The organism is Nannocystis sp. RBIL2 (genome assembly GCF_026626745.1).
Lineage (GTDB): Bacteria > Myxococcota_A > Polyangia > Nannocystales > Nannocystaceae > Nannocystis.
Genome location: NZ_JAPNJW010000001.1, coordinates 4,382,388 through 4,408,179, shown reverse-complemented (window position 1 = coordinate 4,408,179; position 25,792 = coordinate 4,382,388). Strand labels below are relative to the sequence as shown.

Sequence of the window (25,792 nt, the reverse complement as noted above, 5' to 3'; positions counted from 1 at the left end):
GCCCTGTGGGGCCGCGAAGCCGCGAATCAGTCGTGGAATGCGGACGCGTTCGGCGGCATACAGGGCGCATGCTTCTCCGTCTTCCGAACGAATTTGCCGGGCGAGCCCGCGGGCGCCTCGGCGCCGCGCTGCTCGGCCTGCTCGTGTCCGCTTGCGCGCCGAAGCCGGCGCCGGCCGAGCAGGTGCCCGACGCGCCGCCGGTCAGCGAGCCGCCGAAGCCGGCGCCGGCCACCGCGGGCGGCGAGGGCGGCGAGGGCCAGTGCAAGGTCGACGCCGACTGCGTGCCGGCCTCGTGCTGCCACCCGGCCAGCTGCGTGCCGGCGGCGCAGAAGCCCGACTGCACCGACGTGATGTGTACGATGCAGTGCGCGCCCAACACCCTCGACTGCGGGGGCCACTGCGCGTGCGAGGCGGGCAGCTGCAAGGCGGTCTTCGCCAGCCCGTGAGGACATGTTCTTTCGGACATGTGATGCGAGCCCGGGCCGCGTGAGCGGGCGTGCAAATCGCGGCGGGTCGTGGTGAACTGCGGCCCGTGCTCGAGGCGATCAGCATCGACCAGCTCCGCACCCTCCGCGCGGTCGCCGAGGCCGGCAGCTTCACCGCGGCGGCGCGCAAGCTCGGAAGGGTGCAGGCGGCGGTCAGTCAGTCGATCCAGCGGCTCGAGAGCCAGCTCGAATTGAAACTGTTCGACAGGACAGGTCGGGTGCCGACGCTGACCGAGCACGGCGCAGCGCTGGTCGCCGCGGCCGAGAAGATCCACGAGGACGTCGAGCTCGTCGAGGCCCTGGTCGCGCGGCTCAAGCGCGGCGAGGAGACGCGGCTGTCGCTGGTGGTCGACGCGATGTTCCCGAACGCGGCGCTGGTCGGCTTCGCGCGCGAGTTCGCGGCGGCGCATCCTGCGGTGGAACTGACGATCGCCACCGAGATGCTCGAGGCTGTGACGGCGATGGTGCGCGACCGGCGGGCGACGCTCGGGATCGCCGGCACCGACGCCGACCTCGCAGGGCTCGAGCAGCGTCACCTCGCCGAGCTGCGGATGATCGCAGTCGCGGCGCCGTCGCACCCGCTGGCCGCGATCGCGGGGCCGATCGAGGACGCGGCGCTGGCCTCGGCGGTGCAGATCGTGCTCAGCGAGCGCGCGGCCGACGGACACGGCTCGGCCGATCGCGGGGTGCTGTCGACGCGGACGTGGCGGGTGGCCGACCTGTCGACGAAGCACGCGCTGATCGTCGGCGGGCTCGGCTGGGGCTACGAGCCGGAGCACCTGGTGCGCGACGACCTGGCGCGCGGGCGGCTGATGGCGCTGAAGTTGGTGGCGTGGGGGACTGCCGCGCCGCTGCGGCAGCTGGCGCTGGTGCGACGCAAGCGCTCGGCGCTCGGGCCGGTCGCTACGTGGGCGGTGGAGCGCTTGACCGACCTGTGCCGCCTGGCGCTGACCGAGACGACTGCGACGGGCTGAGCAAGTCGCTAGATGCCTTCGTGGCATCACGGCGATGGATGGGATGACGGCGGGCATGGCGGCCCGCGGAGGCGCGAGCTCGGGGCATCACACGGGGTGATGGCGGCCATCATGTGCGCGGCAGTTTCGCCGAAAGTCGTGCGGTTCCATCCTGTCCTGCGATGGATACGACGATCACCACTCCCACCCTTCATGCCTTCGAGTCCACGGGGCGAGCGCGCCGCGTGGAAGGCGTCCACCGCGGCGGCCCGATGCACTGGGTCGGCGACGGCTTTCACGTGCGCGGGGTGTTCCCCAGCCGCAGCCTGCCGATGGAGCGGACCAGCCCGTTCTTGCTGCTCGACCATCACCCGCGCGAGCACTACCCGGCGCTGTCGCAGGGGCGACGCGGGGTGGGCTGGCATCCGCACCGCGGGTTCGAGACGGTGAGCCTGGCGTGGGAAGGCACGATCGCGCACCGCGACACTGCGGGGCACTCGGGGATCATCGGGCCGGGCGATGTGCAGTGGATGACAGCCGCGTCGGGGATCTTGCACGAAGAGTATCAAGAACAGGAGTTCACCCGCCGCGGCGGAGCGGTGCGTCTGGTGCAGCTATGGGTCAACCTGCCGGCGCGGCTGAAGATGAGCGCACCGGGCTATCAGCCGATCACTGCGAGCGAGATCCCGGTTGTCGCTCTGGCCGAGGACGCGGGCCAGCTGCGGGTCGTCGCCGGCGAGTTCGACGGCGCCCGCGGACCGGCGCGCACGCACACGCCGATCACCCTGCTCGACGTCGAGTTGCGGGCGAAGCACCGCGTGCGGGTGCCGCTGCCGGAGCACCACAACGCGCTGGTGCTGGTCGAGTCGGGCCACGCGAAGTCGGGCAGCGAGCACGCCCGCGACGGCGAGCTGTTCGTGTTCGAGAACCGCGGTACGTTCGTCGAGCTGGTCGCCAAGGAGGACTCGCACCTGCTGGTCATGGCCGGCGAGCCGATCGACGAGCCGATCGCGTCGTACGGGCCGTTCGTGATGAACACCCGCAGCGAGCTGGCGGCCGCGGTCCGCGACTTCGAGCTCGGCAAGTTCGGCCCGGTGCCGGCGTGAATGAATCGGCGGCGGCGCTCCCGTCCGCCCGCTTGATGGGGTGAACGGCGGCGCGGCAGTTGCCGCGCCGCCGCAGCCTGTCTATTAGTGGAGCCACTAACGATAGGTGGTGGCCGCGTGCAAAGACATTATCCATTCGCGCTCGTCGCTTGCTTGACCCTGGGCCTGTGGGCGCGACCGGAGCCGGCAGCGGCGCGCAGCTGCGCGGGCTGGTCGTGGATCGCCGACTACGACAGCGCGATGTTCTTCGATGGCGTCGAGGTGCCGGTCGATGTGTTGCCGTGGATGGTGATGCGGTGCGAGGACATCGAGGCGGAGGTGCCCGACGATTGCGCGCTGGTGAGCGGTGATACGCGGATCGACGTGACCGTGGAGCTGAGCGGGGGGAACTTCTGCACCGAGACCTTCGGCGTCGTCGCGCAGTTCGTGCCGGCCGAGCCGCTGATGCCCGGGGCGGTCTACAAGCTCGATTGCGGGGCGTTCGCCGCGTTCCCCGAAGACTCGCGGAGCCCGGGGACGCTCCACGTCCGCGAGGACGCCACGCCGGCCGCTCCGCCCGAGGCGCTCGGCGAGCTGGACGCGCACGAGGCGGATCCCGAGACCAACAGCTGCGGACCGACCGGCCTGGCGCCGTGCAAAGTGCCCGGTTACATCGCCCTCTCGATCGACTTCTCGGCGCAGTACTTCGCGGAGGGCGGGTACGTGGAGGCGGCCTACGCCGACGGCCAGCTCATGGCGGTGTCGGGACCCTTCCGCGGCGACGAGGCGAAGATCCCGCCAGGGCCGGCTCCCATCGCGCTCACGCCGGTCGCCGCTGACGGAACCCGCGGCGCGACACTGACGCTCACCGAGGCCGACATCGCGTCCGACCCCGACGCGGGCAGCGGCTGCAGGATGGGCGGGGGCGGGGTCGCCCCGGCCTTGTGGCTGCTCGGGCCGCTGGCGTGGACGTTCACCCGCCGACGCCGGCGGTGAGCTCTTCAAAAACTGAATATGTCCTTCAGGACAGGCCGAGGCGGCGGCGCAGGCGGCGGGCGGCCTGGCGGGAGATCGGGACGATGTCGCCGCCGGGCATGCGGGCGTTGTAGCCGCCGGTCTCGAGCGGCTCCAGGCGCTCGATCTTCTCGAGGTTGACGAGCGCGCGCCGGTGGACCCGCTCGAACGCGACGGCGGACAGCCGGTCTTCGAGATCTTGCAGGCTCTGGTCGGTGAGCAGGGTGCGGCCGTCGAGGTGGAGGGTGACGAGCGCGCCGTCGAACACCGCGTGCGTGAGGACCTGCGGGTCGACGAGGATGATGCCCTCGCGGGTGGTGACGGGCAGGCGCACGAGCTCGCGCGAGCCGCCGCGCTGGCCGCCCAGGCGCTGGCGCGCCCGCTCGAGCGCGCGGTGCAGCCGCACGGCCTCGATTGGTTTCAGAAGATAGTCGACGACGCCGAGGTCGAAGGCGTCGACGGCGTGGTCGTCGTGGGCGGTGGTGAAGACGACGTAGGGGCCGTCGTCGCCGAGCAGGGCCGCCGTCTCGAGGCCGGTGAGCCCGGGCATGCGGATGTCGAGCAGGACGACGTCGACGTCGGCGTCGGGCTCGCGCAGGCGCGCCAGCGCGGCCTGGCCGCCGTCGCACTCGCCGGCCAGCTCGACGCCCGGCAAGTCGGCGAGCAGCCGGACCAGCCGGCGGCGCGCCAGCTCCTCGTCGTCGACGATGAGGATCCGCAGGATGGTCATGAGGACATGTCCTTTAGGTCATACTGGTGAGGTGATCGTGGGCGGCGAGCGGGCAGGCCTTCGAGGACGAGGCGCGACGCGCGGAGGTTGTCCTGTGGGACATGTTTTCTGGGCGGCGCGCGACGACGGAGCGCCGGCGCTTTCTCATGACCCATGGGACATGTCCTTTCGGGCATCACGTGACGACGGTGGGCGCGGGGCCGGAGGGGATGGTGACGACGGCGCGGGTGCCGTGGTCGGCGGGGCCGATGACGAGGCCGGCGCGGCCGTCGTAGGCGAGGTCGAGGCGGCGGCGGGCCATGTGCAGGCCCTCGCCGCCGGGGCGCGGGCCGGTGAACGGGCCGGGGTTGTCGATCACGATCTCGAGGCCGGATGTCCCCGAGGACATGTGGATGCGGACCGGCCCGCGGTGGCCGGCGGCCGGGCCGTGCTTGATCGCGTTCTCGGCCAGCGGCAGCAGCAAGAGCGGCGGGACGAGGACGTCGCCGGGGTCGCCGTCGACGCCGCAGTCGAAGCGGCCGGGGTCGCGCACTGCGTGGAGGGCGAACAGGTCGCGGCAGAGGTCGAGCTCGCGGCGCAGCGGCCAGGCTGGCAGGCGGACGCCGTCGAGGATCGTGCGCAGCATGGCAGACAGGCGCAGGACGGCCCGCTCGGCGACCTCGCCGTCGGTGCGGCACCACTCGGCGATCGCGTTGAGGGTGTTGAAGAGGAAGTGCGGGTCGAGGTGGCTGCGGAGGGCGAGCAGCTGGGCGCGCTCGGCCTCGCGGGCGAGCGCCTCGGCGCGGGCGCGCTCGCGGTCGAGGCTGGCCTCGAGGTCGATGTCGCGGCCGAGACCCCAGCCGCCGACGAGGAACAGGGCGAGGGCGACCAGCAGGCTGGCGTCCTCGGTGAGGAAGGTGCGACCGACGCCGAACACCGCCGGCAGGACGAGGCCGAGGCCGGCGACCACTGCGACGCCGACGAAGCCGTAGACCGCGAGGCCGAGCCAGCCGCGCGCCGCGGTGACCCGCCACAGCCACGGGGCGATCAGCGCGAACACGAGGCACATCGCCAGGCCGACGACGACCGCGCCGGGGTCGCGCGCGGGCGAGTAGCGGTGCTGGGCGACGACCAGCGGGACGCTGACGAGGACGATCGGGACGAGCCGCCGGGGGGCGAGCAGGGCCTGCAGCGTGGAGACGATCAGGGCCATGAGAGGTGGCGAGGGCGGCCGATCGGGAGGGTGGTGCGGAGGGCGCCGCGGCGCTTGCCGACGAGGTTCATCCAGGCGGTGCGCAGCAGCAGCCGGAGGTCGAGGAGGGCGCTGCGACGCTCAGCGTAGGCGGCGTCGAGCGCGGCGGTCAAGGCTGACCCTTGGGCCAGGCAGACCTGGGCCAGGCCGGTGAGGCCGGGCGGGACGTCGAAGCGGCGGGCGAACGGCGGGTGCTCCGCGATCAGCCGCTCGGCGTCGGCGGGGGTGAGCGGGCGCGGACCGACGAGGCTCATGTCGCCGCGCAGGACGTTGACGAGCAGCTGCGGCAGCTCGTCGAGGCCGCGCTGGCGCAGGAACCGGCCGAAGCGGGTGGGCCTCCGCGCGGCCGGGTCGGCCTCGCAGGTCATGGTGCGCAGCTTGACGATGTGAAACAGGCGACGACCCTGGCCGATGCGCGGCTGGGTGAAGAAGATCGGGCGACCGTCGCACACCCACACGCCGCAGGCGAGGGCGCCGACGGCGAGGGCAAACAGCGGGACGAGGGGGAGCAGCAGCGCGAGGTCGAAGACGCGCTTGCGGGCGAGGGCGCTCATCGCGAGTCCTCCAGGGCCGCGAGGTCGAGCAGCGGCAAGAAGGCGCAGGCGGCCAGGGCCAGCGGCGCGAGCGCGAGGACGAGGTGCGCGGCGGTGAGAGTGGCGTCGAAGAGGTCGGTCATCGAGGGCTCGACGCGCAAGGTGGCACGCGGCCATCCCCCCGGGGACGGCCGCGCGGGCGAACGGTCGCGGGCGGCGGTCGAGCGGTCGCGGCGGGGCAGGGACGGGCCGGGGCGCGCGGTGCGTATGCGAACCTGCTCACGAGGACATGCTCTTTAGGACATGTCTTCTCCGCGGGGGAGACGGCGCGCGGGGCGGGGCGGGTCGACGGCCGGGCGATGTCCGCGGACGTGAACGGAAGGACATGCTCAAAAAAACATGTCGTTTCCGAGGTCGAGCCGAGGGCTGGGCGATCGCATCGCAGCTCGCCTCAGGGATCGAGGCGGGCCTGGCAGACCAGGCCGACGGCGTTGATGCTGCAGGCGCGGTCGTTGAAGGCGCCGGTGGGGCCGTCGCCGAGCTCGATGCAGTTCTCGCGCGGGCACTCGGGGTCGTCGAGGAGCTCGGTGGTGCACAGCGGGAGGCACTCGGAGTTGTTGGGCTCGCCGTCGCGCCAGGGCAGATAGTCGACGGGGGCGCCGTCGAGGGCGACCCAGTCGGCAGCGTCGGGGTTGGTCGTGCACTGGTCCCACAGCGCCTCGCGGCGGTGGAGCCCGGTCCAAAAGCCCAGGTCCGGCGGCTGCTCGCCGAGGTGGTCGAAGATCCGGTCGCGCACGAAGGCCAGCTCGGTGGCGTTGAGCGGGTGGATCAGGTGGACCGCGGGGCCGAATTGCTGGCAGAAGGCCTCGCCGGCGGTGAAGGCCACGGCCTCGCTGCACACCCAGAAGACGGCGCCGCCGAGCTCCGACAGGCTGCAGGCGCCGCACGCGAGGTTGACTGCCGAGTACTCGTCGACGAGGCCGTCGCAGTCGTCGTCGACGCCGCGATTGCACAGCTCGTCCGCGCCGGGGTTGACCTCGAACCAGGTGTCGTCGCAGTCGCCGGCGACGTCGACCGCGCCGGGCGGGACCTCGCAGGCGACAGTGACCGGCTCCCCGGCGCCGAAGCCGTCGCCGTCACCGTCGGGGTACCAGCTCTTCGGCGGCTGGCCCATGGGACAGCCGCCCGTGGTGATGGTCGGCTCGTCGGTGGTGGGGACCTCCGTCGAGGCGGCGGTCGTCGACGTGGTGCTCGCGTCGGTGGTGGACGAGGGGGTCGTCGTGGGCTCGCCCGTGGTCGTGAGGCCGCCGGTGGACAGCTGCGGGGGGCTGTCGGAGAAGCAGCCAGCGAGGGCGCAGAGGGCGAGAGAGACGCCGGCGGCGGGGCGCATGCGGCGAGGATAGCACGCGCGCGGGCGGCATCTCGGGGCGGGAAGCGCGGGGGAGGTGCAGGCGCCCGCGCCGCGGAGTCTGTCCTTGAGGACATCTATAGTTCAATGAAACAGACGACTGGCACAGCTCGCCGACCTGCATGTTTTAAAGGACATGACCGATCGGACACGTTGGTGCGCGGAGCCGTTTCAGAGCTCTTCGTGGCCGTGGACCTCGCGCTCGAGGTCGAAGACGTGGGGGTCGTCGACGGCGAGCTCGCGCAGGGCGGCGGCGAGGCGGACCAGGTACTCGCGGTTCATCCCGCTGGGGCCGCGGCTGCGGGCAATTTGCAGGGCGATCGCGGCGACCGAGGCCGGGCCGAGCCAGTTGGGGTTGTCGGGCGCGGCGACGTAGGTGAGGGCATGGACTTCGCGCGGCGCCTCGCCCAGCACCTGCACCGGCAGCTCGAGGCGCGTGTAGCCGCCCTGCTCGCGGACGTCGAGGGTGTGCAGCACTGCGGCGACGTCGGGCGGCGCGACGCGGTAGGCGACCCCGCCGCAGAAGGCCGCGGCGCTGGGGATGAGGGTGACGACCCGACCGGGCGCCTCGGGGACGCCGCGGTGGTCGGTCGAGCCCTGGTAGAAGCGGCGCTCGTAGCCGGCGGCGCGGGCCGGCAGCCGCTCGGCGTAGGGGATCGCCGGCCGCCAGATCAGCGAGCCGTAGCCGAACAACCACAGGGATGTCTGATCGGTCATGTCGCAGAGGTCAGGTTCTCGAGGACAGTTTATTTTATCGAGGCGGGTCAGGCGGCGAGGCGCGGAGGGCGGCGGCCGGCCCACGGGCGGGCGCGCTCGAGCTCGCCGGCGAGGCGGAACAGGGTCGCCTCGTCGCCCCAGCGGCCGACGAATTGGACGCCGATCGGCAGGCCCTCTGGGCTCCAGTGCAGCGGCACCGACATGGCCGGTTGACCGGTGACATTGAACACGGGGGTCCACGGCAGGTAGGCGTAGACCTGGTCGGCGCTGGGGTCGTGGGCCATGAGGTGGCGCAGCAGGCCGCCGGCGCGGGCGCGGCCCAGCAGCTTCATCATCGAGGCGGACAGGCCCTGCGGGCCGAGGGTGCCGAGCGGCGCCGGCGGCTGGGCCAGGGTCGGCGTGACGAGCACGTCGTAGTCGGCGAAGAACGGCCCGATCTTCAGCGCCGCCTGCTGCAGCTGGCGCTTGGCGGTCACGAAGTCGGCGGCCGGGAGGGCGCGACCGATCTGGCTCAAGGTCCAGGTCACGAACTCGAACTCGCTCGCCCGCGGGCGGCGTCCGGTCAGGCGCGCGGCCTCGTCGATGTCGGCCGCGACCTCGCCGCAGAGGATGGCGAAGAAGGCGCGCGAGAAGGCCGGGCCGTCGACCTCGGGCGCGGCCTCGTCGACCTGGTGGCCGAGGTCCTGCAACAGAGCGGCGGCGGAGGTGAGGGCCGCGACGCATTCGGGGTGGACCTGGCCGCCGAGCATCGGCCGGGTGGTGACTGCGATCCGCAGCTTGCCCGGCGGGGTCGAGACCTCGGCCAGGTAGGCGCGCGCCGGCGGGGGCGGGTAGTACGCAGCGCCCTGTTCCGGAGAACATGTCGCATCGAGCAGGGCGGCGCTGTCGCGGACCGAGCGGGTCAGGGCGTGGAGGGCGGCGAAGCCCTGCCAGGCCTCGGCGCGCTCGGGGCCGAGCGGGGTGCGGCCGCGCGTGGGCTTGAGGCCGAACAGGCCGCAGCAGGAGGCGGGGATCCGGATCGAGCCGCCGCCGTCGCTGCCGCTGGCGAGGGGGACGATGCGCGCGGCCACGGCGGCGCCCGAGCCGCCGCTGCTGCCGCCGGCCGAGCGCGACAGGTCCCACGGGTTTTTGCACGGGCCGTGGGCCAGGGTCTCGACCGTCGGCACGATGCCGAACTCCGAGGTCGCCGACTTCGCCACCGGGATCAGCCCCGCCGCCCGGTAGCGGCGCACGATCTCCGAGTCGGCGGTCGACACGTGGCCGCGCAAGAACCGGCTGCCCGACTGCAGCGGCGCGCCCTCGGCCCCCGACACCAGGTCCTTGAGCAGCGTCGGCACGCCGCGGAACGGTCCTTCGGGCAATGTCCCTCGGGCCAGGTCGCGGGCGCGCTCGTACATCGGCGCAACCACTGCGCCGAGCGGGACGCCGTCGGCCTCGCAGCGGCGGATGGCCTCGTCGACCAGCTCGAGCGGCGAGACCTCGCCCGCGCGCACGAGGGCGGCGAGGGCGAGGCCGTCGAGGTCTTCGTACCCGGCGATCATGCGCCGAGCATAGCGGGGTTCAGGGGGCGTTGGCAGCGCCGGGGGTCGGGGTGCTGAGGTCAGCCCAAAGGGCCGTTCGGAGTGGGAGACGCGCCCGGAATTGGCACCGAGTCCCGCTCGGCAAAAGGCGAGATGCCGCGAAAGCTTGCATTGATTACGGTGCCCCCGAGTGCTGGAACTCCAAAACTAATTCTGCATCGCCCTCGAGCGCCGCGGTGGGAGGAAAATATATTGTCAACATGTTGCGGCCCGCTGCCAACGTGCCTTCGTGAGGAGCACTCTGTTCGGCGACGAGTATTTCGAACGGAATCGCTGGACAGCTCTGAATGGAAGCGGCTAACAGGCCTGGGGCTGTAGCATCTGTCCCGTTGACCGTGAGGCGATAGTATCCGCTGACTTCTACATCGATCACGTAGTGTTTGATGAAGCCGAAAGAATCGGGGACGGAGCCGGGCCCTGCAAAATGGGGATCGCCACACTCTCCATGGACCGTCGTCCGGAGCACACCTTCTCCGGTCCACTCGAGGACCTCCGCGTCCGAGCCCTCAAGGCATGGCCATGGCACAAATTGACCGGTGACAGCGAGAGAGCTCATGTCCAGGAGACCGTCGAGGAGGTCTTCGTGAAACACATTCTGATAGGCTGCTTCAAACTCTTGTGGACTCGAGTCTCTGTCCAAGGCAGCATAAAATTCTTTGTACAACGATATGCCATGGCGCTCGATGATCGACCCCACGAAATGCATGCAGAGTACGTATTCTGCGGGTGAGTGAGGTTTCCCTGTCGAAGATAGCAACTGCATGAATCGGTCCGTGAAATCGGTCACGAAGGCCTCTGTGGACCTACCGGTGCCAAAGAACTCGGCCAGCCCTTCCCGGAGAATGGGATGGCCCCCCCCAAGGCCGGAAAAGTCGACCGCGTGAACGATTTCATGCATGTTCTCAAAATCGTCGACGAAGATTCCCTGCTGAAATCCTGTGAAGCACCCCCGGCGCGGGTCAGAGCAACCCCAGCGTTCTGCCGACCAGAATTGCTCAGGGACCCAGGTATATCGAATTTTCGACGACGGTGGGGAGATCTCCAGAGTACTGGAGATCTCCTCGATGAAAGCGTCCCACTGACGCAGGCGCTCATTCATGCATAGCGTGGACGTGTCGGCCCATGTTCCGTATGCAATGTAATCGCTGCTTGCGACAACCTTCGGGAGGACTACTTCTTGCTCTGTGCATGAACAGAGGGCAAGTAGCAAGACGACCGGGGCTCGCATGCAGCTGATCTCCGGCTCATCGAAGCTATTCTTCGACGAAGACCCCCATGATCTCCAAATCACCGAGAATACTTTCACCAGTGGTGCCGAGGGTGAGAGTGCCGAAAGCACCAAAGGCACCGAAGACGTGGCCAGAGATCGAATAGTCGAAGTCGTAACTGCCGTTCTCGCCGTAGGAATTGGTCGCCCCGCTGACAGTCGCGGTAACACGGAACGTGAGCGAGTGGGGGGGGAAGATCAGATCGTCACTGTCAGGGAGATTGATGCCAAGCGTCGGGCGAACCAAGCTAATCGAGAAATCGTTGATCGTCTTAATCAAAGTGGACGTACCATCGAGGCTCAGGACGATGGTGAACGGCGAGGTTGCTTCGAGATCGTACTGCGCCAGGTAGAAGGGGCAAGCGTCGGCGCCGCAAGAGGTCCGACTGTATGCCGCTTCTCCAACGAGCAACTTGGGAATTGGCGTCGTCTGTCCCGCTCCGAGGAATTCCAATCCCGAACCACCAGCGGGATCTGTGATCATGATAATGTCTGCGCTCGAGCGCGCGTCCTCCGTGCTGAGCGACATCGTCATGCCGTCAACCTCCGGGGGATCGAGGTAATCGAGGCAGTCATCCCACAAGTCGCACGGCAAGTCCTCGGCGTCGGTAGCAGCAGCAGAGCCGAGGACATCCTCGATGTGGTCGAAATTGAGCAGGAGGGACGGAGCTGAGCATTGTTGGTACTCACATTCTTGTCCGACCAGTCCGGTGACCTTGACATCTGACCAATTCCCATTTTCGCAAACATGTCCTGTCAGCTGTCGAGAATTTCTAATGCACCTCTCCGTGCACATCGACTTCACCACATCTCTCCACCCATCGGTGGGATCGGCGGGGTCGACCAATTCGCAACCTTGGACATCACCGCAGATGTCTTCGTTGAAATGACCCTTCCAACAGTTGTCAGTGTCATTCTCGCAGGTGAAGTGGTAGATGCCCTCAGGCTTGTCCGAGAATTGGCATGGATCAGTGTCACTCTCTGCAGGTTCATCGTCGGTGCTTCCCATCTTGACGTCGTCTCCGCAAGCGGCGAGCAACCAATTCGTCAAGGCCAGGGCGGATACGGTGAGTCCACGGATGAGAGAGACGGCGAGATGATTCGTGCTACGCATGAGGTTTCCTTGAGGGCACAGCCATTACGATGGCCAGCATTCAAGACGATATTCTATGCAGACGTCTTCGTCAAGACGCAAAGAGACTGGGGCGAATCCCGAGTGAGCTCGGCTTCGCACCGAGCCCCTCGGGGAACGCCTCTATAGGCAATCAGACGAGCCTTTCCAGAATAATCTGGACAGACGAGTCCGCGCTACGCGTAGACTACATGAGCTCTCACGGCACGTTGGCAGCGCCGGGGGTCGGGGACTTCGACAGCTTCCAGTCGGTGGCGGCGTTATTGGTGTCGTTGCCGTTGGGCAGGCGCGACAGCGAGGCCTCCACGTCGTTCACGTCGGCGACGTTCATCGGCAGGACGGTGCCCTCGACCAGGCTGACGGCGCCGACCATCTGGATGGTGACGGTCGTGATCGCGCCCTCGTAGGACAGCGCGTCGATCAGGGTGCCGTTGCCGACGTTGACCAGGGCGAGGCCGTCGGGCGCGCCGTTCTGGATCTGGTCGGTCTTGCCGGGGGTGTTGACCTTGAGGACGCCCGGCGGGACGACGAAGGCCGCGGGCGCGACGACGAGGTACTGGCCGGGGTTGATGGTGCCGGCGGCGTCGAGCTTGATCGTGGCGTAGGGGACGTTGCCGTTGCCGTTGACGAGCACCAGCGAGTGGTTGGCGAGGCTGATCGGCGCCGCGGTGGTGTTGAGGATCTCGACGAACTCCTTGTCGGTGTCGGCGTCGACGGCGTCGTAGTCGACCTCGTTGATCATGAGGCCGGGCATCGGGCACGCGCCGCAGTCGGGGCCGCCGCAGTCGATGCCGGTCTCCTGGCCGTTCTGGATGCCGTCCTGGCACGAGATGCCGACGCAGGCGTTGTTGACGCACTGGTTGTCGGCGCAGTCGTCGTTGGTCTCGCAGGCGAGGCCGTCGCCGCACGGATCGCAGTCGGGGCCGCCGCAGTCGACGTCGGTCTCGCCGGCGTTCTTGGTGTTGTCCTCGCAGGTGGCGGGCGAGCACACGCTGTTCTCGCACACGCCGCTCTCGCAGTCGTTGCCGCTGTTGCAGGTGTCGCCGTCGAGGCACTTGTCGCAAGTGAGGCCGCCGCAGTCGACGTCGGACTCCTCGCCGTTGACGACCTGGTCCTCGCAGGTGGCGGCGACGCAGACCTCGTCGGTGCAGACCTTGGAGAGGCAGTCGTCGGCCACGGCGCAGGTCAGGTCGTCGGCGCAGGCGGGACACTCGGAGCCGCCGCAGTCGACGTCGGTCTCCTCGTTGTTCTGCAGGCCGTCGAGGCAGCCCACGGGCGGCAGGCCGCAGACGCCCTCGTTGCAGAAGCCGCTGGCGCAGTCGGTGTCCTCGACGCAGACGCCGCCGTCCTGGCAGGGCGAGCAGGTCGGGCCGCCGCAGTCGATGTCGGTCTCGCCGCCGTTCAACTCGCCGTCGGCGCAGGGGTCCGGAGCCTCGGTGGTCGAGGTCGTCTCGGTCGTGCCCTCGGTGGTGGTGTCGGTGGTGGTGTCGGTGGTGGTATCGGTGGTCGAGGTCGTCGACGTGTCGGTGGTCGCCGTCGTCTCGGTCGTATCGGTGGTGGAGGTCGTCGTCGACGTCGACGTCACCGCCTCGGTGGTGGTCGGCTCGAGGGTCGTGGAGTCGGTCGTGCCCTCGGTGGTCGAGGTGGTCGGCGGCTGGGTGGTCGGACCGACGGTGGTGGTGTCGTCGGTGGTCGACGTGCTGGTCGACGTGTCGGTATTACTGTCAGTGTCGGCCGGGGCCGGATTGCTGCACGCAGGCAGGACGAGGAGCGCGAATCCAAGACGATACGAGAGCTTCGACATGCGCGGGAGGGTAGCGGAAAGCCGCGCGCGGCGGCACGGCCCCGACGGCGCGACGAGGCGAGCTTTCTCCGCCTCACAGCCCCGCAAGGTCGAGCCCGTGGGGTCACGCGGACGATCGACCGTCGTGGCCCCAGGCAAGAGGTCCGTCGCAAGTCCGTGACGACGGCGACGGCGAGCGCCCGGGCCCGCTGCGGGGCCCGCTGCGGGGCCCGCTGCAGTTCATGGCACGAACAGCTTCTCGAGCCGCATCCCGCCGGGATAGGCGTAGGCCGAGGTCTCTTTGCCGGGGCCGGCGGGGTTGTAGCCGACCACGTCGATGCCGAACGGCTCGGCCGAGTCCGCCACGTAGGTGGCCGCCTCGCCGCCGCTCGCCAGCGGGACGTCGGCGATCTGGTAATTGTCGGCGCCCTCGAAGTTGGCCAGCTTCCAGCCGCCCACGACCTGGCCGTCGATCGTGACATCGGCGCCGCCGGTGCGACGAATGACCTGGACGAAGTTGGCCTCGTAGTCGGCGCCCGTGACGAACACGTAGCGCTCGCGCCACTGCTCGGCGGCGATCATCTGCACCATCGCGGGGTCGCCGATTCCGCCCGCGGCCTGGTTGCCGGCCAGGTATTGCACCGGGAGGATCGGCGCCTCGTTGAGGCCGACGAACAGGAGGGTGACGCCGAAGTCGGCCTCGAACTCGCGGAAATCGCCGCGCTCGGCGATCGTCTCGAACTCGATGTCGCCGGGGTGGGCGGTGCTGTAGATGGCGATCGTGACGTCGTCGTCACCGGCGTAGACGCGCCAGTACTGCTTCTCGCTGCCGGAGCGCGGCGGCGAGGGCGGGGCGACGTAGGTGCTGCCCCAGTACTCGAGCGGGATCATCTGCTCCTGGAGGTGGTTGCACCACCCCGAGCCGAACGGGACGTAGGCGCAGTTGGTCGCGCCCATGACCCAGATGTTCTTGTCGGCGCTGACGAGGGTGCCCGACACGTCGTGGTGGACGTAGTCGGTGTCGCCCGGCGGCGAGGAGGCGGCGACCTGCAGCACGTCGAAGCGCCGCATCGTCTTGGTGCCGGTGCCGCCCGGCTCGACCGGGTCGAACTGGCCGCCGAGGCCGGCGGTGCGCCGGCGCGGCTTCCAGGTGACGGTGGTGTCGTCCTCGAGGGCGATGACGGTGAAGTAGCTGGGGCGGCCGTTGACGGTGTCGGGCTCGTCGGCGTCGACGAACGCCGGCCACGAGGCGACCACGTAGTCCTTGCGCAGCCAGCGGACCGGCAGCAGCATCGACGCGTCGTTGCTGGCCTCGTTGGCGAGCGGCGAGTGCAAGTAGGCGGCCACCGGGCGGTCGCTGACGAGGCGGAACACGCCGCCGTTGCGGAAGTTGGTGAAGGCGAGCGGGTCGACGGTGATGTCGAACACGTGCGACTCGCCGGGCGCGAGGATCACGGGGTCGAGGACCGCCTGCTCAATGAATTCGTTGGCCGGGGTGAACCAGAGCTGGACCGCGGCGAGCTCGACCGGGTCGGTGTTGCCGACGATCAGCGCGTCGGTGTCGTCGGGGCCGTTGAAGCTGGCCATGCGGATGGCCAGGAACTCGCAGCCGATCGAGGTCGGGTCGTCGTCGCTGTCGCACGGGCCGGCGCAGGCCGCCGAGTCGATGTCCTCGACGCACTCGTGGGCGCACGCGGCGGACTCCCACGCGGCGCCGGTGTCCTTGCAGGTCTGCAGCACGTTCGGCTGCTCGGGGTCGCAGCGCGTCTGCCCGGGCAGGCACAGCGGCACGAAGCCGGTCGTCGGGTCGGGCGTCGCGGTGGTCGTGGTCGCCGGCTCGCCGGTGGCCGGCGCGGTCGTGCCGGCGCTGTCGGTGTCGGCGGGCAGCAGGTCAGGGCAGGCCGCGAGCAGCACGAGCGCGCCGAGGCACGCGGGACGGAGGCGCTGAGACATGGGATAATCCAATCATAAGAATGAGACCTGGCCCGAGGACCAGGTGCAAAGGGCCAGGCGCAAAAAGACGGGGCGAAGAGACGACAGCCGCGGCCGGCGGGCCGCGGCCCGGCTCAGGGGACGTTGAGCTTCTTCAGGTTCATGCCGCCGGGGTAGGCGTAGGCGGAGCTCGGGATGCCGGGCTGGTAGCCGAGGACGACGATGTTGAAGGGATCGGTCGACTCGGCGACGTAGCTGCGGGCCTCGGCGCCGTCCATCAGCTGGTAGTCGGCGACCTCCCACTGGTTGTCGGCGCCGGTGCCGTTGATCAGGTACCAGCCGGTGACCGTCTGGCCGTTGATCGTGACGTCGGCGGAGCCCTTCTTGCGCATCACCTGGGCGTAGTTGAGCTCGTAGCCGATGCCGGTGACGACGACGTAGCGGTTCAGCCACTGCTCGACGGCGATCATCTGGTACATCGCAGGGTCGCCGATGTTGTCGGCCGCCTTGCCGCCGGTCAGGTACTGCACCGGCAAGATCGGCCCGGTCGCGGTGAAGATCAGGCTGGCGTCGTGCGGGACCTCGATCTCCTTCCAGTCGCCGCGCTTGACCAGGGTGAGCGGCGGGATCTTCACGCCCGCGTCGTTGGACTCGATGGTGACCGTGACGCCGTCCTTGCCGGCGTAGATCCGCCAGTAGTGCTTCTCCATCGCGCGCGACGGCGAGTGCGGACCGACGTACTTCTTGCCCCAGTACTCGAGCGGGATCATCTGCTCCTGCAAGTGGTTGCAGTAGCCGACGTCGAACGGCACGAAGGCGCACTCGGTCGCGCCCATGACCCAGATCGGCTTGTCGGCGGTGACGACCGTGCCCGACAGGTCGTGGGTGATCATGTCCATGTTGGTGGCCGACGACGAGCCGATCTGCAGCACGTCGAAGCGGTTGAGGGTGATCGTGCCCTTCTCGCCGGCCGGGACCGCGGGGATGAGGACGCCCTGGGCGGCGGTGTCGCGCGGGGCGACCCACTCGACGGTGGTGTCGTCATCGACGGCGATGACGTTGAAGTAGCTCGGGCGGCCGTTGACCTCGTCCGGCTTCATCGGGTCGGCGAAGCCGGGGTACGAGGCGATGACGTAGTCCTGGCGCAGGGTCTTCGTCGGCAGCAGCATCGACGAGTCGTTGCTTGCGGTGTTGGCGAGCGCCGAGTGGAGGTAGGCGGTGACCGGGACGTCGCTCTCGACGCGGAACACGCCGCCGGTGCGGAAGGCGGTGTAGCCCTTGAGCGTCTCGTTGACGACGTCGAAGATGTGCGACTCGCCGGGCCCGAGCAGCACCGGCTCGAACAGCGGCTCCTCGGTGAAGCTGTTGTTCGGCGTGAACCAGAGCTGGATCTCGGCGGTGCGCGTCGTGTCGGTGTTGCCGACGATGAGGACGTCCTTGTCGGTGTCCGCGAAGTTGAAGCTGTTCATGCGGATGGCGAGGAACTCGCACCCGACCGAGGTCTGGTTGCTGAGCTTCTCGCACGGGCCGACGCACGAGGCGACGCCCTCGCCCTCCTCGACGCACTCCTCCAGCCCGAGGCAGGGCAGCGAGTCCCACGCGAGGCCGGTGTCCTTGCACTCCTGGACCATGCCCGGGTTTTGCGGGTCGCAGCGCTGGGTGCCCGGGTAGCACTCGAGCATGAAGCCGGTGGTGGTGAGGTCCGGGTTGGTGGTCGGCGGCGGGCCGTCGGTGGTCGTCGTCGTCGTGTCGCCTTCGGCGCTGGCGGTCGTGTTGCCCAGGAGGCCCGGGCAGCCGGTCAGAAGGAGCGGGACGAGGACCGCGGCGAGGGGGGCTTTGTGGAGGTGTCGCATCGCTTACGTTCAGGGGGAGGAGAAGACAAGCACACCGCGCGCGGCGGGTCAGCCGCCCTCGGCGGCGAGCACCAGGAAGTCGAGCAGGATGTCGATCTTCTTGTCGGTGACGACGAGGCCGGTGGCGTCGAAGACGATGTTCTGGCCGTCGACCGCGAGCTCGTTGTAGTTGACGGTGATGCCGATCTGGTCGGCCAGGCTGCTCTTGAAGTGGTCGACGAGGCCCTTGTTCTCCTCGACCAGGTCCTGGTTGTTCTCGTAGAGCTCGCCGACGCCCTGGCCGCCCTCGAGCACGCGCAGCTCGTCGGTCGGGGTGACGGTGATGCGGTCCTGGATGCCGTCCGAGTCCTCGAGGCCGAGGCGCAGCACGCTGACGGCGTTGGCGTAGCCGCAGTAGTCGCCCTTGGTGCGCCACACGCGGAAGGTGACGTCGAGGTCGTTGGCGCCGAGGGCGTTCTTGCCGAGGCCGGTGAGCGTGATGCCCTGCGCGCCGTCGGGGTCGGGCTCGCCCTCGTCGTCGTAGCGGCGCGGGATGACGCCCTCGGCGAGCATCCGCTCGGCCATGCCGAGCAGCAGGCCGGGGTGCATCTGCACCGCCATCATCGCGTCGCCGTCGAGCGCCTGGCCGACCTCGAGCGCGACGGCCTTGGGCAGGTCGAGGTTGGTCTGCATGCCCAGCGAGATGACGCCGGCCTCGGGGAAGATGGCGAACTGCTTGGCCGCGACCTTGACCGAGTTGGTGCCGATCGACCACGGCTCGAACTTCATCAGCTGGACCGGCTCGGACTGCTCGCGGATGAGCTCGGTCATCTTGATCTCGAGCGCCTTCTCGAACTCGGGGTACTCGGCGGTGATGAAGCCCATCGCCGACATGGTGAGGTCGAGGATCGTCAGCTGGTCGTAGGCGGCCACCAGCGCGCTGGTGTCGCCCGCGAGCTGCTCGAGCCGCAGCGGGATGCTGATCTTCGACTTGCCGGTGCCGGCGAGCTGCGAGGTGCCGCCGTCGGTGACGGCCTGGACCGCGAAGTCGACGGCGAAGATGACGCAGCGGCTGCACTTGTCGAGCTCGCTGGTCAGCTCGACCTCGGTCTTCTTGGGGACGATCTGCAGGTTGAGGCCGAACAGGGTGAGGTTGCCGCCGGCCACCGGGTTGGTGTCGCTGGTGATGCCCTTGAGCAGCTCGGCGATGCCGTTCTCGGAGATCACGAGCGCCATCGGGAAGCTGGCCTTCTCCGGGATCGCGTCGAGCAGGACGCCCTCGCGCGCGACGGTGGCCTCGAAGCCGCCCTGGTGATCGCTGCAGTCGAGCTCTTGCTGCTCCCCGCGCACGCACGACTCGAGGTCGCAGGCGGCGCACATGGCGAGGACGTAAGCGAGGCCGGTGGAGGCGAAGCGTCGATGGCTCATGGCAGAAGTTCCTTAAGGCAGGCGGGCTCGGGAGGCGAGTTTTGCCCGTGCGCGTGGGGGGAGGCGGTGCGTGCAGGCGTCGGCGCAGCGGGCGTATGGCCCCAGGAGGCCCTGGGCTCCTCGATTTTGGCACCTTTTCGCCGCGAGTGACAAGCGAGGCGAGTCCGCGCGCATTCGCAGTCTACGGCCGAGGCCCATGACATTGGTGTCAGATCGGGTGTGGTCCGGCCAACACAGGCCGCACAGGAACATTTGGTCGCCATGGCCGCCGCTGGTATGGTGCCGGAGATGACCCGGGCGCACCCCCCCCTGCACCTCTCGGTTCGGGCCCTCGCGTGGGCTGCGGCCGCGGCGCTCGCCGGAGCGGCCTGCAACTCGGACGACCGCGAGCAGTTCCCCGGCTCGACGTCGGGGACGACCGAGGTCGACCCGACGGTGGTGCCGGAGTTCACCACGGCCGAGCCGATGGAGACGACGATGGTGCCGGAGCCGCCGCCGTCGCCGAAGAGCTGCCGCGACGCGATCGGGTGCGCCCTCCAGTGCGCGATCATGATTCCCGATCCGACGCCGCCCGAGTACCCGTGGCAGGAGTGCTTCTTCACCAACTGCCTCGAAGAGATCAACTACGTCGAGTGGCTCAAGCTGTTCGACCTGACCGAGTGCGTGGTCGAGGCGTGCTCGGCGACCCCGGCGTGCATGGACGGCACCGACGAGTGCAACGGCTGCTACATCCAGAAGCTGGGCGGCACCAACCCGCCGCCGCCCGAGTGCGTGGACCAGGCGAACGCGTGCAAGTAGGGCCTCGCATGCGCCCGCGTCCCGCACGCCTCCGGCAGCGCCCGCCGGCCGCTCGCTCGCGGGCTCGTAGGACCTGGTCCTCGGGACAGGTCGCCGAACTCCGCCTCCTGGCCCCTTTTCCCCCGCTTTTCCTGTAACCTGGTCGCTCACCTCCTCGGCCGCCGCATGACCCTGAATTCCAAGCCTCGCACCGCTGCTCTGATCCCCGCCGGCGTGCTGCTCTTCGCGGCCGCGGCCTCGCCGGAGGCCTTCGCGGCCGCTCAGGACCCTGCAGCGCCGAAGACCGAGGCGGCGCCGGCGACCGAGGCGGCGCCCTCCGCCGAGGCGAGCGCACCGCCGGCCGAGGCGAGCGCACCGCCGGCCGAGACGACCCCGGCGGCCCCCGCGAGCGCGGGTGCGCAGGCCAGCGCGGGCGCGGGCAAGGCCGAGGTGAAGGCGGACGCATCTGTCCCGAAGGCCAGGAAGTCCGGTCGACGGGAGGCGCCCGACGGCGTGATCCTCGACGAGAAGACGGGGAAGGTCAAAGACACCCGCAAGTGGATCCACCGCTACTCGCCGGAGCGCCACCTGTTCGAGCTCGGGATCTTCGGCGGCCTCAACTTGCCGCCCGACGACCACGACCTCTACAAGCCGGTGCCCGGCCGGCCCGACGAGCACAAGGCGCTGTGGCGCCTGGGCCCGGCGGTCGGCGCCCGCATCGGTTACTTCCCGCTGCGGATCTTCGGCATCGAGGCCGAGTTCTCGGCGACGCCGACGTTCGTGCGCAACGTCCACAACAGCCCGGCGTTCGTGTACGGCCTGCGCGGCAGCGCGGTGCTGCAGCTGCCGTACCGCGTCACGCCGTTCCTGCTCGGCGGCTACGGCATGCTCGGCATCAGCTCGCCCGGCAACGGCCTCGGCAGCGACGTCGACCCGGCCGGCCACTGGGGCGGCGGCCTCAAGATCTTCATCTCGCGCATGGCGGCGTTCCGCGTCGACGCGCGCCACATCATCTCGGCCAAGGCGGCCAAGCCGATGCCGGCGTTCACCAGCCACGCGCAGGTCACCGTGGGCTTCAGCCTGGTGCTCGGGCGCGTGCGCCCGCAGCCGGCCGCGAAGGACCTCGACTGGGACAAGGACGGCGTCCAAAACGACGTCGACAAGTGCCCCAAGCTGGCCGGCGACCCGCCCGACGGCTGCCCGTCGATCGACTCCGACAACGACACCTTCCTCGACAAGGTCGACAAGTGCCCGTTCGAGGCCGGCGTGGCGCCCGACGGCTGCCCGCCGCCCGACACCGACAAGGACGGCATCATCGACGCCGACGACCAGTGCCCGACCGAGCCGTGGCCCGAGGCCCCCGGCTGCCCGCCGCCGCCCGACGCCGACGGCGACAAGATCGTCGACAAGGACGACAAGTGCCCGATGCACCCGGAGTCGTACAACGGCTTCGAGGACAGCGACGGCTGCCCGGACAAGCTGCCCGAGAAGGCCAAGGAGTGGGACAAGCGCCCGCTCGAGGGCATCAACTTCGAGACCCGCTCCGACAAGATCAAGAAGGGCTCGGAGAAGACGCTCGACGTGGCGGTCGGGGTGCTCAAGGAGTTCCCCAGCCTCAAGATCGAGATCCAGGGCCACACCGACGACGTCGGCGGCCGGGACTTCAACCTCGAGCTGTCGCAGCGCCGCGCCGACTCGGTCAAGCGCTACCTCGTCGAGCACGGCATCGAAGAGTCGCGCGTCAAGACGACCGGCTTCGGCCCCGACAAGCCGATCGACCCGGCCAAGACGTCCAAGGCCCGCGCCAAGAACCGCCGCATCGAGTTCAAGGTGCTCATCGACCGGCCCGAGGGCGCTTCCTCGAGCGACGACGGCGACGCCCCGACCGCGGCCCCGACCACGGGCGGCGGCAAGTAGCGGGCCTGTCCCGCGGGCCAGGTCCCGCGGGGCCGGGCGCTCTCCGGGCGCCCGGCGCATCTGGCCGCCACGAGCGGACCTCGCTGCGCCGGCGCGCTCGGCGTGACTCGCTCCCGAGCGCACGTGCGTCGGCTCAGGAGCCCACCCGGCGCCTCTGCCGGGCGCCCTCATGCCCTGAGAGACCTGCCTTCAAGGGCATGCTCGATCGGACATGTCGTTGACGACATGCCTGTTCGGGCATGTCCCGACGGTCACGGGTCGCGGTGGACCGTCGCCGGCGAGAAGGCCGGCAGGCACACGGCGATGTACTCGGCGCCCTCGTCGCCGGGCGCGCTGTAGCGGACGTGCTCGCCGCCGCGGACCAGGACGGCCTGGCCGGCGCCGACGTCGAGCGCGCCGCCGTCGTGCTCGACCCGCAGGGTGCCGCGCAGGACCAGCGAGTACTCGTCGAATTCGGGCCGCTGGCCGCGCTCTCGCCAGCCCGCGGGCGAGCGCATGTGGGCGATGCTGACGGCGGTGGCGTGGGTGTTGACGCGGCCGACGTACTCGTCGATGAGCTTGGGCGGTTCGCCGTCGGCGACGACGCGCGTGGGCTGGGCGATCAGCTTGGGCATGGGGGGAGGTTAGCCGGAGGCCCGCGCGCCGGATGTCGTCCGCAGGCCCCAGACACGCGTCGCGGATGACGAGGGCTTGAGGCGAGCGCGACGCGGAGGCTAAGGTCGGACCATGCTCAGTTCGCTTCGCGTCTCGGCGGTGGTGCTCGCGGTGCTGTTCGCCGGTTGTTACTCGGGGATCGGCGCCGACGAGACCGCGCCGATCTCCGGCTCGACCGACGGCGGCGGCGGCGGCACGCAGATCGGCGAGAGCGGCGGCGACAGCGACGGCGGGAGCGGCGGGTCGATGTCGGGCACGCAGACCGATCCCGGCACGACCACGGACGAAGACGCCACCACCTCGCCCGCCGTGACCACCGGCGGAGGGCCCGCCACCGACACCACGCCGACCACCGGGCCGGATGTGACCACCGGTCCAGATCCGGGCACCGGCACCACGAACGATCCCTCCGCCGGCACCACCGATCCCGGTACCACCTCGACGTCCACCACCGGCGAGCCTGCGAACCCCGACGTCCCCGATGGCGTGCCCTACTGCGAGCCGGCCAAGGGCTGGGATCCGGCCTGGAAGCAGCTGGAGGAGGACGTCCTGGTGCTGGTCAATCAAAGGCGGGCGGAGGGCGCGAACTGCGGCGCGGAGGGCACGTTCGGGCCCGCGGGCCCGTTGACGATGGATCCGGCCCTGCGGTGCGCGGCGCGCATGCACTCCAAGGACATGAACGACCGCGCCTTCTTCGACCACACCAACCCGGACGGCGAGCCGCCGTGGGACCGGATGGGCAAGGCGGGTTACGGCAACTACAGCAACGCCGGCGAGAACATCGCCGGCGGGTCGCCCGACGCCGCCGGAACGATGGACCAGTGGATGAACAGCGCCGGCCACTGCGCGAACATCATGAACCCCGACTTCGAGCACATCGGTGTCGGGTACTACCCCGGCGGTGAATGGGGCCACCTGTGGACGCAGGTGTTCGGGGCGAAATAGCCCGCGCGTAGCATTTTTGCCGCGCGTCCGGCTACCATGTGCCCCGTCCGGGCATGCCGAACCTCGTGAGCGCGAGCTTTTCCCGCCTCCTCGATCTCTCGAGCGATTGGCTGGCCATCCTCGGCCCCGCCGGCGAGCTGCAGGTGGCCAACGTCGGTCTCCGGCAATTGTTCGGCGGTCCGCCGCTCGGCATGTTGTTCGTCGAGCTGCTGCGCCCGGTCGACCAGCCGGCGTGGATCGACGCCTGGCGCCGGGCGTGCGCGGGCGAGATGGCCCGCGTGGTCTGTCGCCCGCGGGCCGGCGAGCTGGCTGTCGCTTGGACCATGGTCCAAGAGCCAGGTTGCGAAGAGGTGTGCGTGGTCGGGCGCCCGGCCGAGGACCCGCGCGCGCTGCAGGGCGAGGTGCTGCGCAGCGTGGTCGCCAACGTGCCGATCGTGCTGTTCGCCACCGACGCCCGCGGGGCGCTGCTGCTGCTCGAGGGGCGCGGGCTGCAGGCGCTGGGGCTGGAGCCGCGCGGCTACCTCGGCGAGCCGGTGTACGAGGTGTTCGCCGGCCTGCCGGCGCTGCTCGACGGGGTGCGGCGGGCGCTCAAGGGCCTGAGCCTGCGCGGGGTGTTCGAGTTCACCGACCGCCACTTCGAGACGTGGACGGCGCCGTTCCACGACGCGCACGGGACCCAGCTGGGGGCGATCGGGGTGGCGACCGACATCAGCGAGAGCGTGCGCTCGGAGCGGCGGCTGCGTGAGCTGAACGAGAAGCTCGAGGTGGCCCGCGACGAGGCGATCGAGGCCAGCCGGGCCAAGAGCGCCTTCCTGGCCAACATGAGCCACGAGCTGCGGACGCCGCTCAACGCGATCATCGGCTACTCGGAGATCGTGCTCGAGGAGCTGCGCGGGCATCGCGACCAGGTCGGGGTCGACGTGCAGAAGATCCACGGCGCCGGCAACCACCTGCTCGGGATCATCAGCGACATCCTCGACCTGTCGAAGATCGAGGCCGGCCGCATGGAGCTGCACATCGAGACGTTCTCGGTGCAGAGCATGCTGAACGACGTGTGCAACACGGCGCAGCGGCTGATGGCGCAGAACGGCAACGCGTTCGACCTGCACCTCGCCGAGGAGCTCGGCGACATGACTGCCGACCTGACCAAGGTGCGGCAGGTGCTGTTCAACCTGCTCAGCAACGCGGCCAAGTTCACCGAGAACGGGCGCATCGCGCTCGAGGTGCGGCGCCTGCCGAGCGCCGCGGCCGAGGCCGGCGAGCCGCGCGACCGCAGCCAGGACTGGTTCGAGTTCGTGGTCGCCGACAACGGCATCGGCATGTCGGCCGAGCAGACGAACCGGCTGTTCCAGACGTTTTATCAGGGCGACTCGTCGACCACCCGCAAGTACGGCGGCACCGGCCTCGGCCTGGCGATCAGCCGCCGGTTCTGCCAGATGATGGCCGGCGAGATCGGGGTCGAGAGCATCCCGGGCACGGGCTCGACCTTCCGCGTGCGCCTGCCGGCGCGGGTGATCGGCTCGAGCCTGCCGGCGGAGGAGGGCTCGCGCGAGCCGAGCCTTCCGCTCGGGCCGCGCAACGAGTCGGCGCCGCAGGCGATGCTCGTCATCGACGACGACCCCAACGTCTACGACCTGATGGAGCGGATCTTGAGCCGCGAGGGGCTCGAGGTCTACGGCGCGGCGACCGGCAAGGAGGGCCTGGCGCTGGCCAAGCGGCTCAAGCCGGTAGTGATCGCGCTCGACATCATGATGCCCGGGATGGACGGCTGGGCGGTGCTGCAGGCGATCCGCGCCGACCCGGACCTGAAGGGCACGGCGGTGGTGGTGGTCAGCATGCTCGACGAGAAGCCGCTCGGCCTGGCGCTCGGGGCCGACGACTACTTGACCAAGCCGCTGCGTCGCGAGCAGCTGGTGGCCAGCATCCAGCGCCTGGTGCCGGTGCGCGACGGCTACATCCTGGTGGTCGAGGACGACGAGGGCCTGCGCGAGCTGCTGCAGCGCACCCTGCTCGAGGAGGGCTGGTCGGTGCGCGTGGCCAGCACCGGGCCGCAGGCGCTCGAGATGATCGAGAAGAGCCGCCCGGGCCTGATCTTGCTCGACCTGAAGATCCCCGAGCTCGACGGCTACGAGGTGCTGCAGCGGATCCGCAGCCGCCCCGAGTTCGTGCGGGTGCCGGTCGCGGTGATGACGGCCCAGGAGCTGGCCCGCGACGACTGGGAGCGCCTCGGCGGCCGCGTCGAGCAGGTCATTCAGAAGGGGATGTACTCGCGCAACCGCCTGATGCGGGAGATCCGCCGCCTCGCGGCGCACTTCGTCCGGCGCTGAGATGGCGCGAGGGACATGCTCTGAAGAGCATGTCTTGACGAGCATGCCCGGGCGGGCATGTC

At 69.8% G+C, this 25,792-nt stretch carries 22 protein-coding genes; 8 read left to right on the top strand and 14 right to left on the bottom strand.

Annotated features, from left to right (window positions below; genetic code table 11):
• The first annotated feature begins 68 nt into the window (after nt 1–68).
• The 4 genes from OV090_RS17285 to OV090_RS17270 all read left to right on the top strand — a co-directional run bounded on the left by OV090_RS17285 (nt 69) and on the right by OV090_RS17270 (nt 3,519).
• A complete protein-coding gene (locus OV090_RS17285) occupies nt 69–446 on the top strand; it encodes a hypothetical protein (RefSeq protein WP_267704794.1) in 378 nt (125 codons plus the stop codon).
• Between the two features lie 86 nt (nt 447–532).
• Nucleotides 533–1,459, top strand: coding sequence for a LysR family transcriptional regulator (locus tag OV090_RS17280; protein WP_267704793.1), 927 nt, complete (start codon nt 533–535; stop codon nt 1,457–1,459).
• Nucleotides 1,460–1,620: 161 nt separating this feature from the next.
• Complete coding sequence (locus OV090_RS17275) at nt 1,621–2,544, top strand: pirin family protein (protein WP_267704792.1); 924 nt, start codon at nt 1,621–1,623, stop codon at nt 2,542–2,544.
• Between the two features lie 117 nt (nt 2,545–2,661).
• On the top strand, nt 2,662–3,519 hold the full coding sequence (locus OV090_RS17270) for a hypothetical protein (RefSeq protein WP_267704791.1): 858 nt from the start codon (nt 2,662–2,664) through the stop codon (nt 3,517–3,519).
• A gap of 25 nt (nt 3,520–3,544) precedes the next feature.
• Here the strand turns inward: OV090_RS17270 and OV090_RS17265 are convergent, their stop codons facing one another.
• The 13 genes from OV090_RS17265 to OV090_RS17205 all read right to left on the bottom strand — a co-directional run bounded on the left by OV090_RS17265 (nt 3,545) and on the right by OV090_RS17205 (nt 19,110).
• The gene (locus tag OV090_RS17265) at nt 3,545–4,267 is read right to left on the bottom strand and encodes a LytTR family DNA-binding domain-containing protein (RefSeq protein ID WP_267704790.1); all 723 of its coding nucleotides are present in this window, start codon (nt 4,265–4,267) and stop codon (nt 3,545–3,547) included.
• A 175-nt stretch (nt 4,268–4,442) separates the two neighbouring features.
• The gene (locus OV090_RS17260) at nt 4,443–5,459 is read right to left on the bottom strand and encodes a histidine kinase (RefSeq protein ID WP_267704789.1); all 1,017 of its coding nucleotides are present in this window, start codon (nt 5,457–5,459) and stop codon (nt 4,443–4,445) included.
• On the bottom strand, nt 5,450–6,052 hold the full coding sequence (locus OV090_RS17255; protein ID WP_267704788.1) for a sugar transferase: 603 nt from the start codon (nt 6,050–6,052) through the stop codon (nt 5,450–5,452). The genes OV090_RS17260 and OV090_RS17255 overlap by 10 nt, the downstream gene beginning before the upstream one ends.
• Nucleotides 6,049–6,174, bottom strand: coding sequence for a hypothetical protein (locus OV090_RS17250; protein ID WP_267704787.1), 126 nt, complete (start codon nt 6,172–6,174; stop codon nt 6,049–6,051). Before OV090_RS17250 ends, OV090_RS17255 begins: the two co-directional genes overlap by 4 nt.
• 308 nt (nt 6,175–6,482) lie before the next feature.
• A complete protein-coding gene (locus OV090_RS17245) occupies nt 6,483–7,421 on the bottom strand; it encodes a MopE-related protein (RefSeq protein ID WP_267704786.1) in 939 nt (312 codons plus the stop codon).
• 189 nt (nt 7,422–7,610) lie between these two features.
• Nucleotides 7,611–8,156 carry a gamma-glutamylcyclotransferase gene (locus tag OV090_RS17240; RefSeq protein WP_267704785.1) on the bottom strand — a complete coding sequence of 182 codons (546 nt, stop codon included), beginning with the start codon at nt 8,154–8,156 and terminating at the stop codon, nt 7,611–7,613.
• Nucleotides 8,157–8,203: 47 nt separating this feature from the next.
• Nucleotides 8,204–9,697: an amidase family protein gene (locus OV090_RS17235; protein WP_267704784.1), complete on the bottom strand. Its 1,494-nt coding sequence runs from the start codon at nt 9,695–9,697 to the stop codon at nt 8,204–8,206.
• A gap of 154 nt (nt 9,698–9,851) precedes the next feature.
• Nucleotides 9,852–10,835, bottom strand: a complete 984-nt coding sequence (locus OV090_RS17230; protein ID WP_267704783.1) for a hypothetical protein — start codon at nt 10,833–10,835, stop codon at nt 9,852–9,854.
• Between the two features lie 154 nt (nt 10,836–10,989).
• Nucleotides 10,990–12,117, bottom strand: coding sequence for a hypothetical protein (locus tag OV090_RS17225; RefSeq protein ID WP_267704782.1), 1,128 nt, complete (start codon nt 12,115–12,117; stop codon nt 10,990–10,992).
• Between the two features lie 217 nt (nt 12,118–12,334).
• Entirely contained in the window at nt 12,335–13,939 is a 1,605-nt protein-coding gene (locus tag OV090_RS17220; protein WP_267704781.1) for a lamin tail domain-containing protein, read from the bottom strand.
• Nucleotides 13,940–14,158: 219 nt separating this feature from the next.
• The gene (locus OV090_RS17215; protein WP_267704780.1) at nt 14,159–15,871 is read right to left on the bottom strand and encodes an IgGFc-binding protein; all 1,713 of its coding nucleotides are present in this window, start codon (nt 15,869–15,871) and stop codon (nt 14,159–14,161) included.
• Between the two features lie 113 nt (nt 15,872–15,984).
• Entirely contained in the window at nt 15,985–17,703 is a 1,719-nt protein-coding gene (locus OV090_RS17210) for an IgGFc-binding protein (RefSeq protein WP_267704779.1), read from the bottom strand.
• Nucleotides 17,704–17,751: 48 nt separating this feature from the next.
• A complete protein-coding gene (locus OV090_RS17205; RefSeq protein WP_267704778.1) occupies nt 17,752–19,110 on the bottom strand; it encodes a hypothetical protein in 1,359 nt (452 codons plus the stop codon).
• A 288-nt stretch (nt 19,111–19,398) separates the two neighbouring features.
• On the opposite strand from OV090_RS17205, the gene OV090_RS17200 reads away from it, so the two are divergent.
• Together OV090_RS17200 and OV090_RS17195 are read left to right on the top strand one after the other, a co-directional pair.
• Nucleotides 19,399–19,908, top strand: coding sequence for a hypothetical protein (locus OV090_RS17200; RefSeq protein ID WP_267704777.1), 510 nt, complete (start codon nt 19,399–19,401; stop codon nt 19,906–19,908).
• Between the two features lie 165 nt (nt 19,909–20,073).
• The gene (locus OV090_RS17195) at nt 20,074–21,804 is read left to right on the top strand and encodes an OmpA family protein (RefSeq protein ID WP_267704776.1); all 1,731 of its coding nucleotides are present in this window, start codon (nt 20,074–20,076) and stop codon (nt 21,802–21,804) included.
• A gap of 251 nt (nt 21,805–22,055) precedes the next feature.
• On the opposite strand, the gene OV090_RS17190 is transcribed toward OV090_RS17195, so the two are convergent.
• A complete protein-coding gene (locus tag OV090_RS17190; RefSeq protein ID WP_267704775.1) occupies nt 22,056–22,418 on the bottom strand; it encodes a cupin domain-containing protein in 363 nt (120 codons plus the stop codon).
• Between the two features lie 112 nt (nt 22,419–22,530).
• Here OV090_RS17190 and OV090_RS17185 point away from each other — a divergent pair, with 112 nt between their 5' ends.
• Complete coding sequence (locus OV090_RS17185) at nt 22,531–23,403, top strand: CAP domain-containing protein (RefSeq protein ID WP_267704774.1); 873 nt, start codon at nt 22,531–22,533, stop codon at nt 23,401–23,403.
• Nucleotides 23,404–23,468: 65 nt separating this feature from the next.
• Nucleotides 23,469–25,730, top strand: a complete 2,262-nt coding sequence (locus OV090_RS17180) for a response regulator (RefSeq protein ID WP_267704773.1) — start codon at nt 23,469–23,471, stop codon at nt 25,728–25,730.
• The last annotated feature ends 62 nt before the right edge of the window (nt 25,731–25,792 follow it).

What these genes read in the sequence shown, in the direction of transcription:
- OV090_RS17285 (WP_267704794.1), top strand. Translation starts at nt 69, where the DNA reads ATGCTTCTCCGTCTTCCGAACGAATTTGCCGGGCGAGCCCGCGGGCGC.
- OV090_RS17275 (WP_267704792.1), top strand. Translation starts at nt 1,621, where the DNA reads ATGGATACGACGATCACCACTCCCACCCTTCATGCCTTCGAGTCCACG.
- OV090_RS17265 (WP_267704790.1), bottom strand. Translation starts at nt 4,267, where the DNA reads ATGACCATCCTGCGGATCCTCATCGTCGACGACGAGGAGCTGGCGCGC.
- OV090_RS17260 (WP_267704789.1), bottom strand. Translation starts at nt 5,459, where the DNA reads ATGGCCCTGATCGTCTCCACGCTGCAGGCCCTGCTCGCCCCCCGGCGG.
- OV090_RS17255 (WP_267704788.1), bottom strand. Translation starts at nt 6,052, where the DNA reads ATGAGCGCCCTCGCCCGCAAGCGCGTCTTCGACCTCGCGCTGCTGCTC.
- OV090_RS17250 (WP_267704787.1), bottom strand. Translation starts at nt 6,174, where the DNA reads ATGACCGACCTCTTCGACGCCACTCTCACCGCCGCGCACCTCGTCCTC.
- OV090_RS17245 (WP_267704786.1), bottom strand. Translation starts at nt 7,421, where the DNA reads ATGCGCCCCGCCGCCGGCGTCTCTCTCGCCCTCTGCGCCCTCGCTGGC.
- OV090_RS17240 (WP_267704785.1), bottom strand. Translation starts at nt 8,156, where the DNA reads ATGACCGATCAGACATCCCTGTGGTTGTTCGGCTACGGCTCGCTGATC.
- OV090_RS17235 (WP_267704784.1), bottom strand. Translation starts at nt 9,697, where the DNA reads ATGATCGCCGGGTACGAAGACCTCGACGGCCTCGCCCTCGCCGCCCTC.
- OV090_RS17230 (WP_267704783.1), bottom strand. Translation starts at nt 10,835, where the DNA reads ATGAATGAGCGCCTGCGTCAGTGGGACGCTTTCATCGAGGAGATCTCC.
- OV090_RS17225 (WP_267704782.1), bottom strand. Translation starts at nt 12,117, where the DNA reads ATGCGTAGCACGAATCATCTCGCCGTCTCTCTCATCCGTGGACTCACC.
- OV090_RS17220 (WP_267704781.1), bottom strand. Translation starts at nt 13,939, where the DNA reads ATGTCGAAGCTCTCGTATCGTCTTGGATTCGCGCTCCTCGTCCTGCCT.
- OV090_RS17215 (WP_267704780.1), bottom strand. Translation starts at nt 15,871, where the DNA reads ATGTCTCAGCGCCTCCGTCCCGCGTGCCTCGGCGCGCTCGTGCTGCTC.
- OV090_RS17210 (WP_267704779.1), bottom strand. Translation starts at nt 17,703, where the DNA reads ATGCGACACCTCCACAAAGCCCCCCTCGCCGCGGTCCTCGTCCCGCTC.
- OV090_RS17205 (WP_267704778.1), bottom strand. Translation starts at nt 19,110, where the DNA reads ATGAGCCATCGACGCTTCGCCTCCACCGGCCTCGCTTACGTCCTCGCC.
- OV090_RS17200 (WP_267704777.1), top strand. Translation starts at nt 19,399, where the DNA reads ATGACCCGGGCGCACCCCCCCCTGCACCTCTCGGTTCGGGCCCTCGCG.
- OV090_RS17195 (WP_267704776.1), top strand. Translation starts at nt 20,074, where the DNA reads ATGACCCTGAATTCCAAGCCTCGCACCGCTGCTCTGATCCCCGCCGGC.
- OV090_RS17190 (WP_267704775.1), bottom strand. Translation starts at nt 22,418, where the DNA reads ATGCCCAAGCTGATCGCCCAGCCCACGCGCGTCGTCGCCGACGGCGAA.
- OV090_RS17185 (WP_267704774.1), top strand. Translation starts at nt 22,531, where the DNA reads ATGCTCAGTTCGCTTCGCGTCTCGGCGGTGGTGCTCGCGGTGCTGTTC.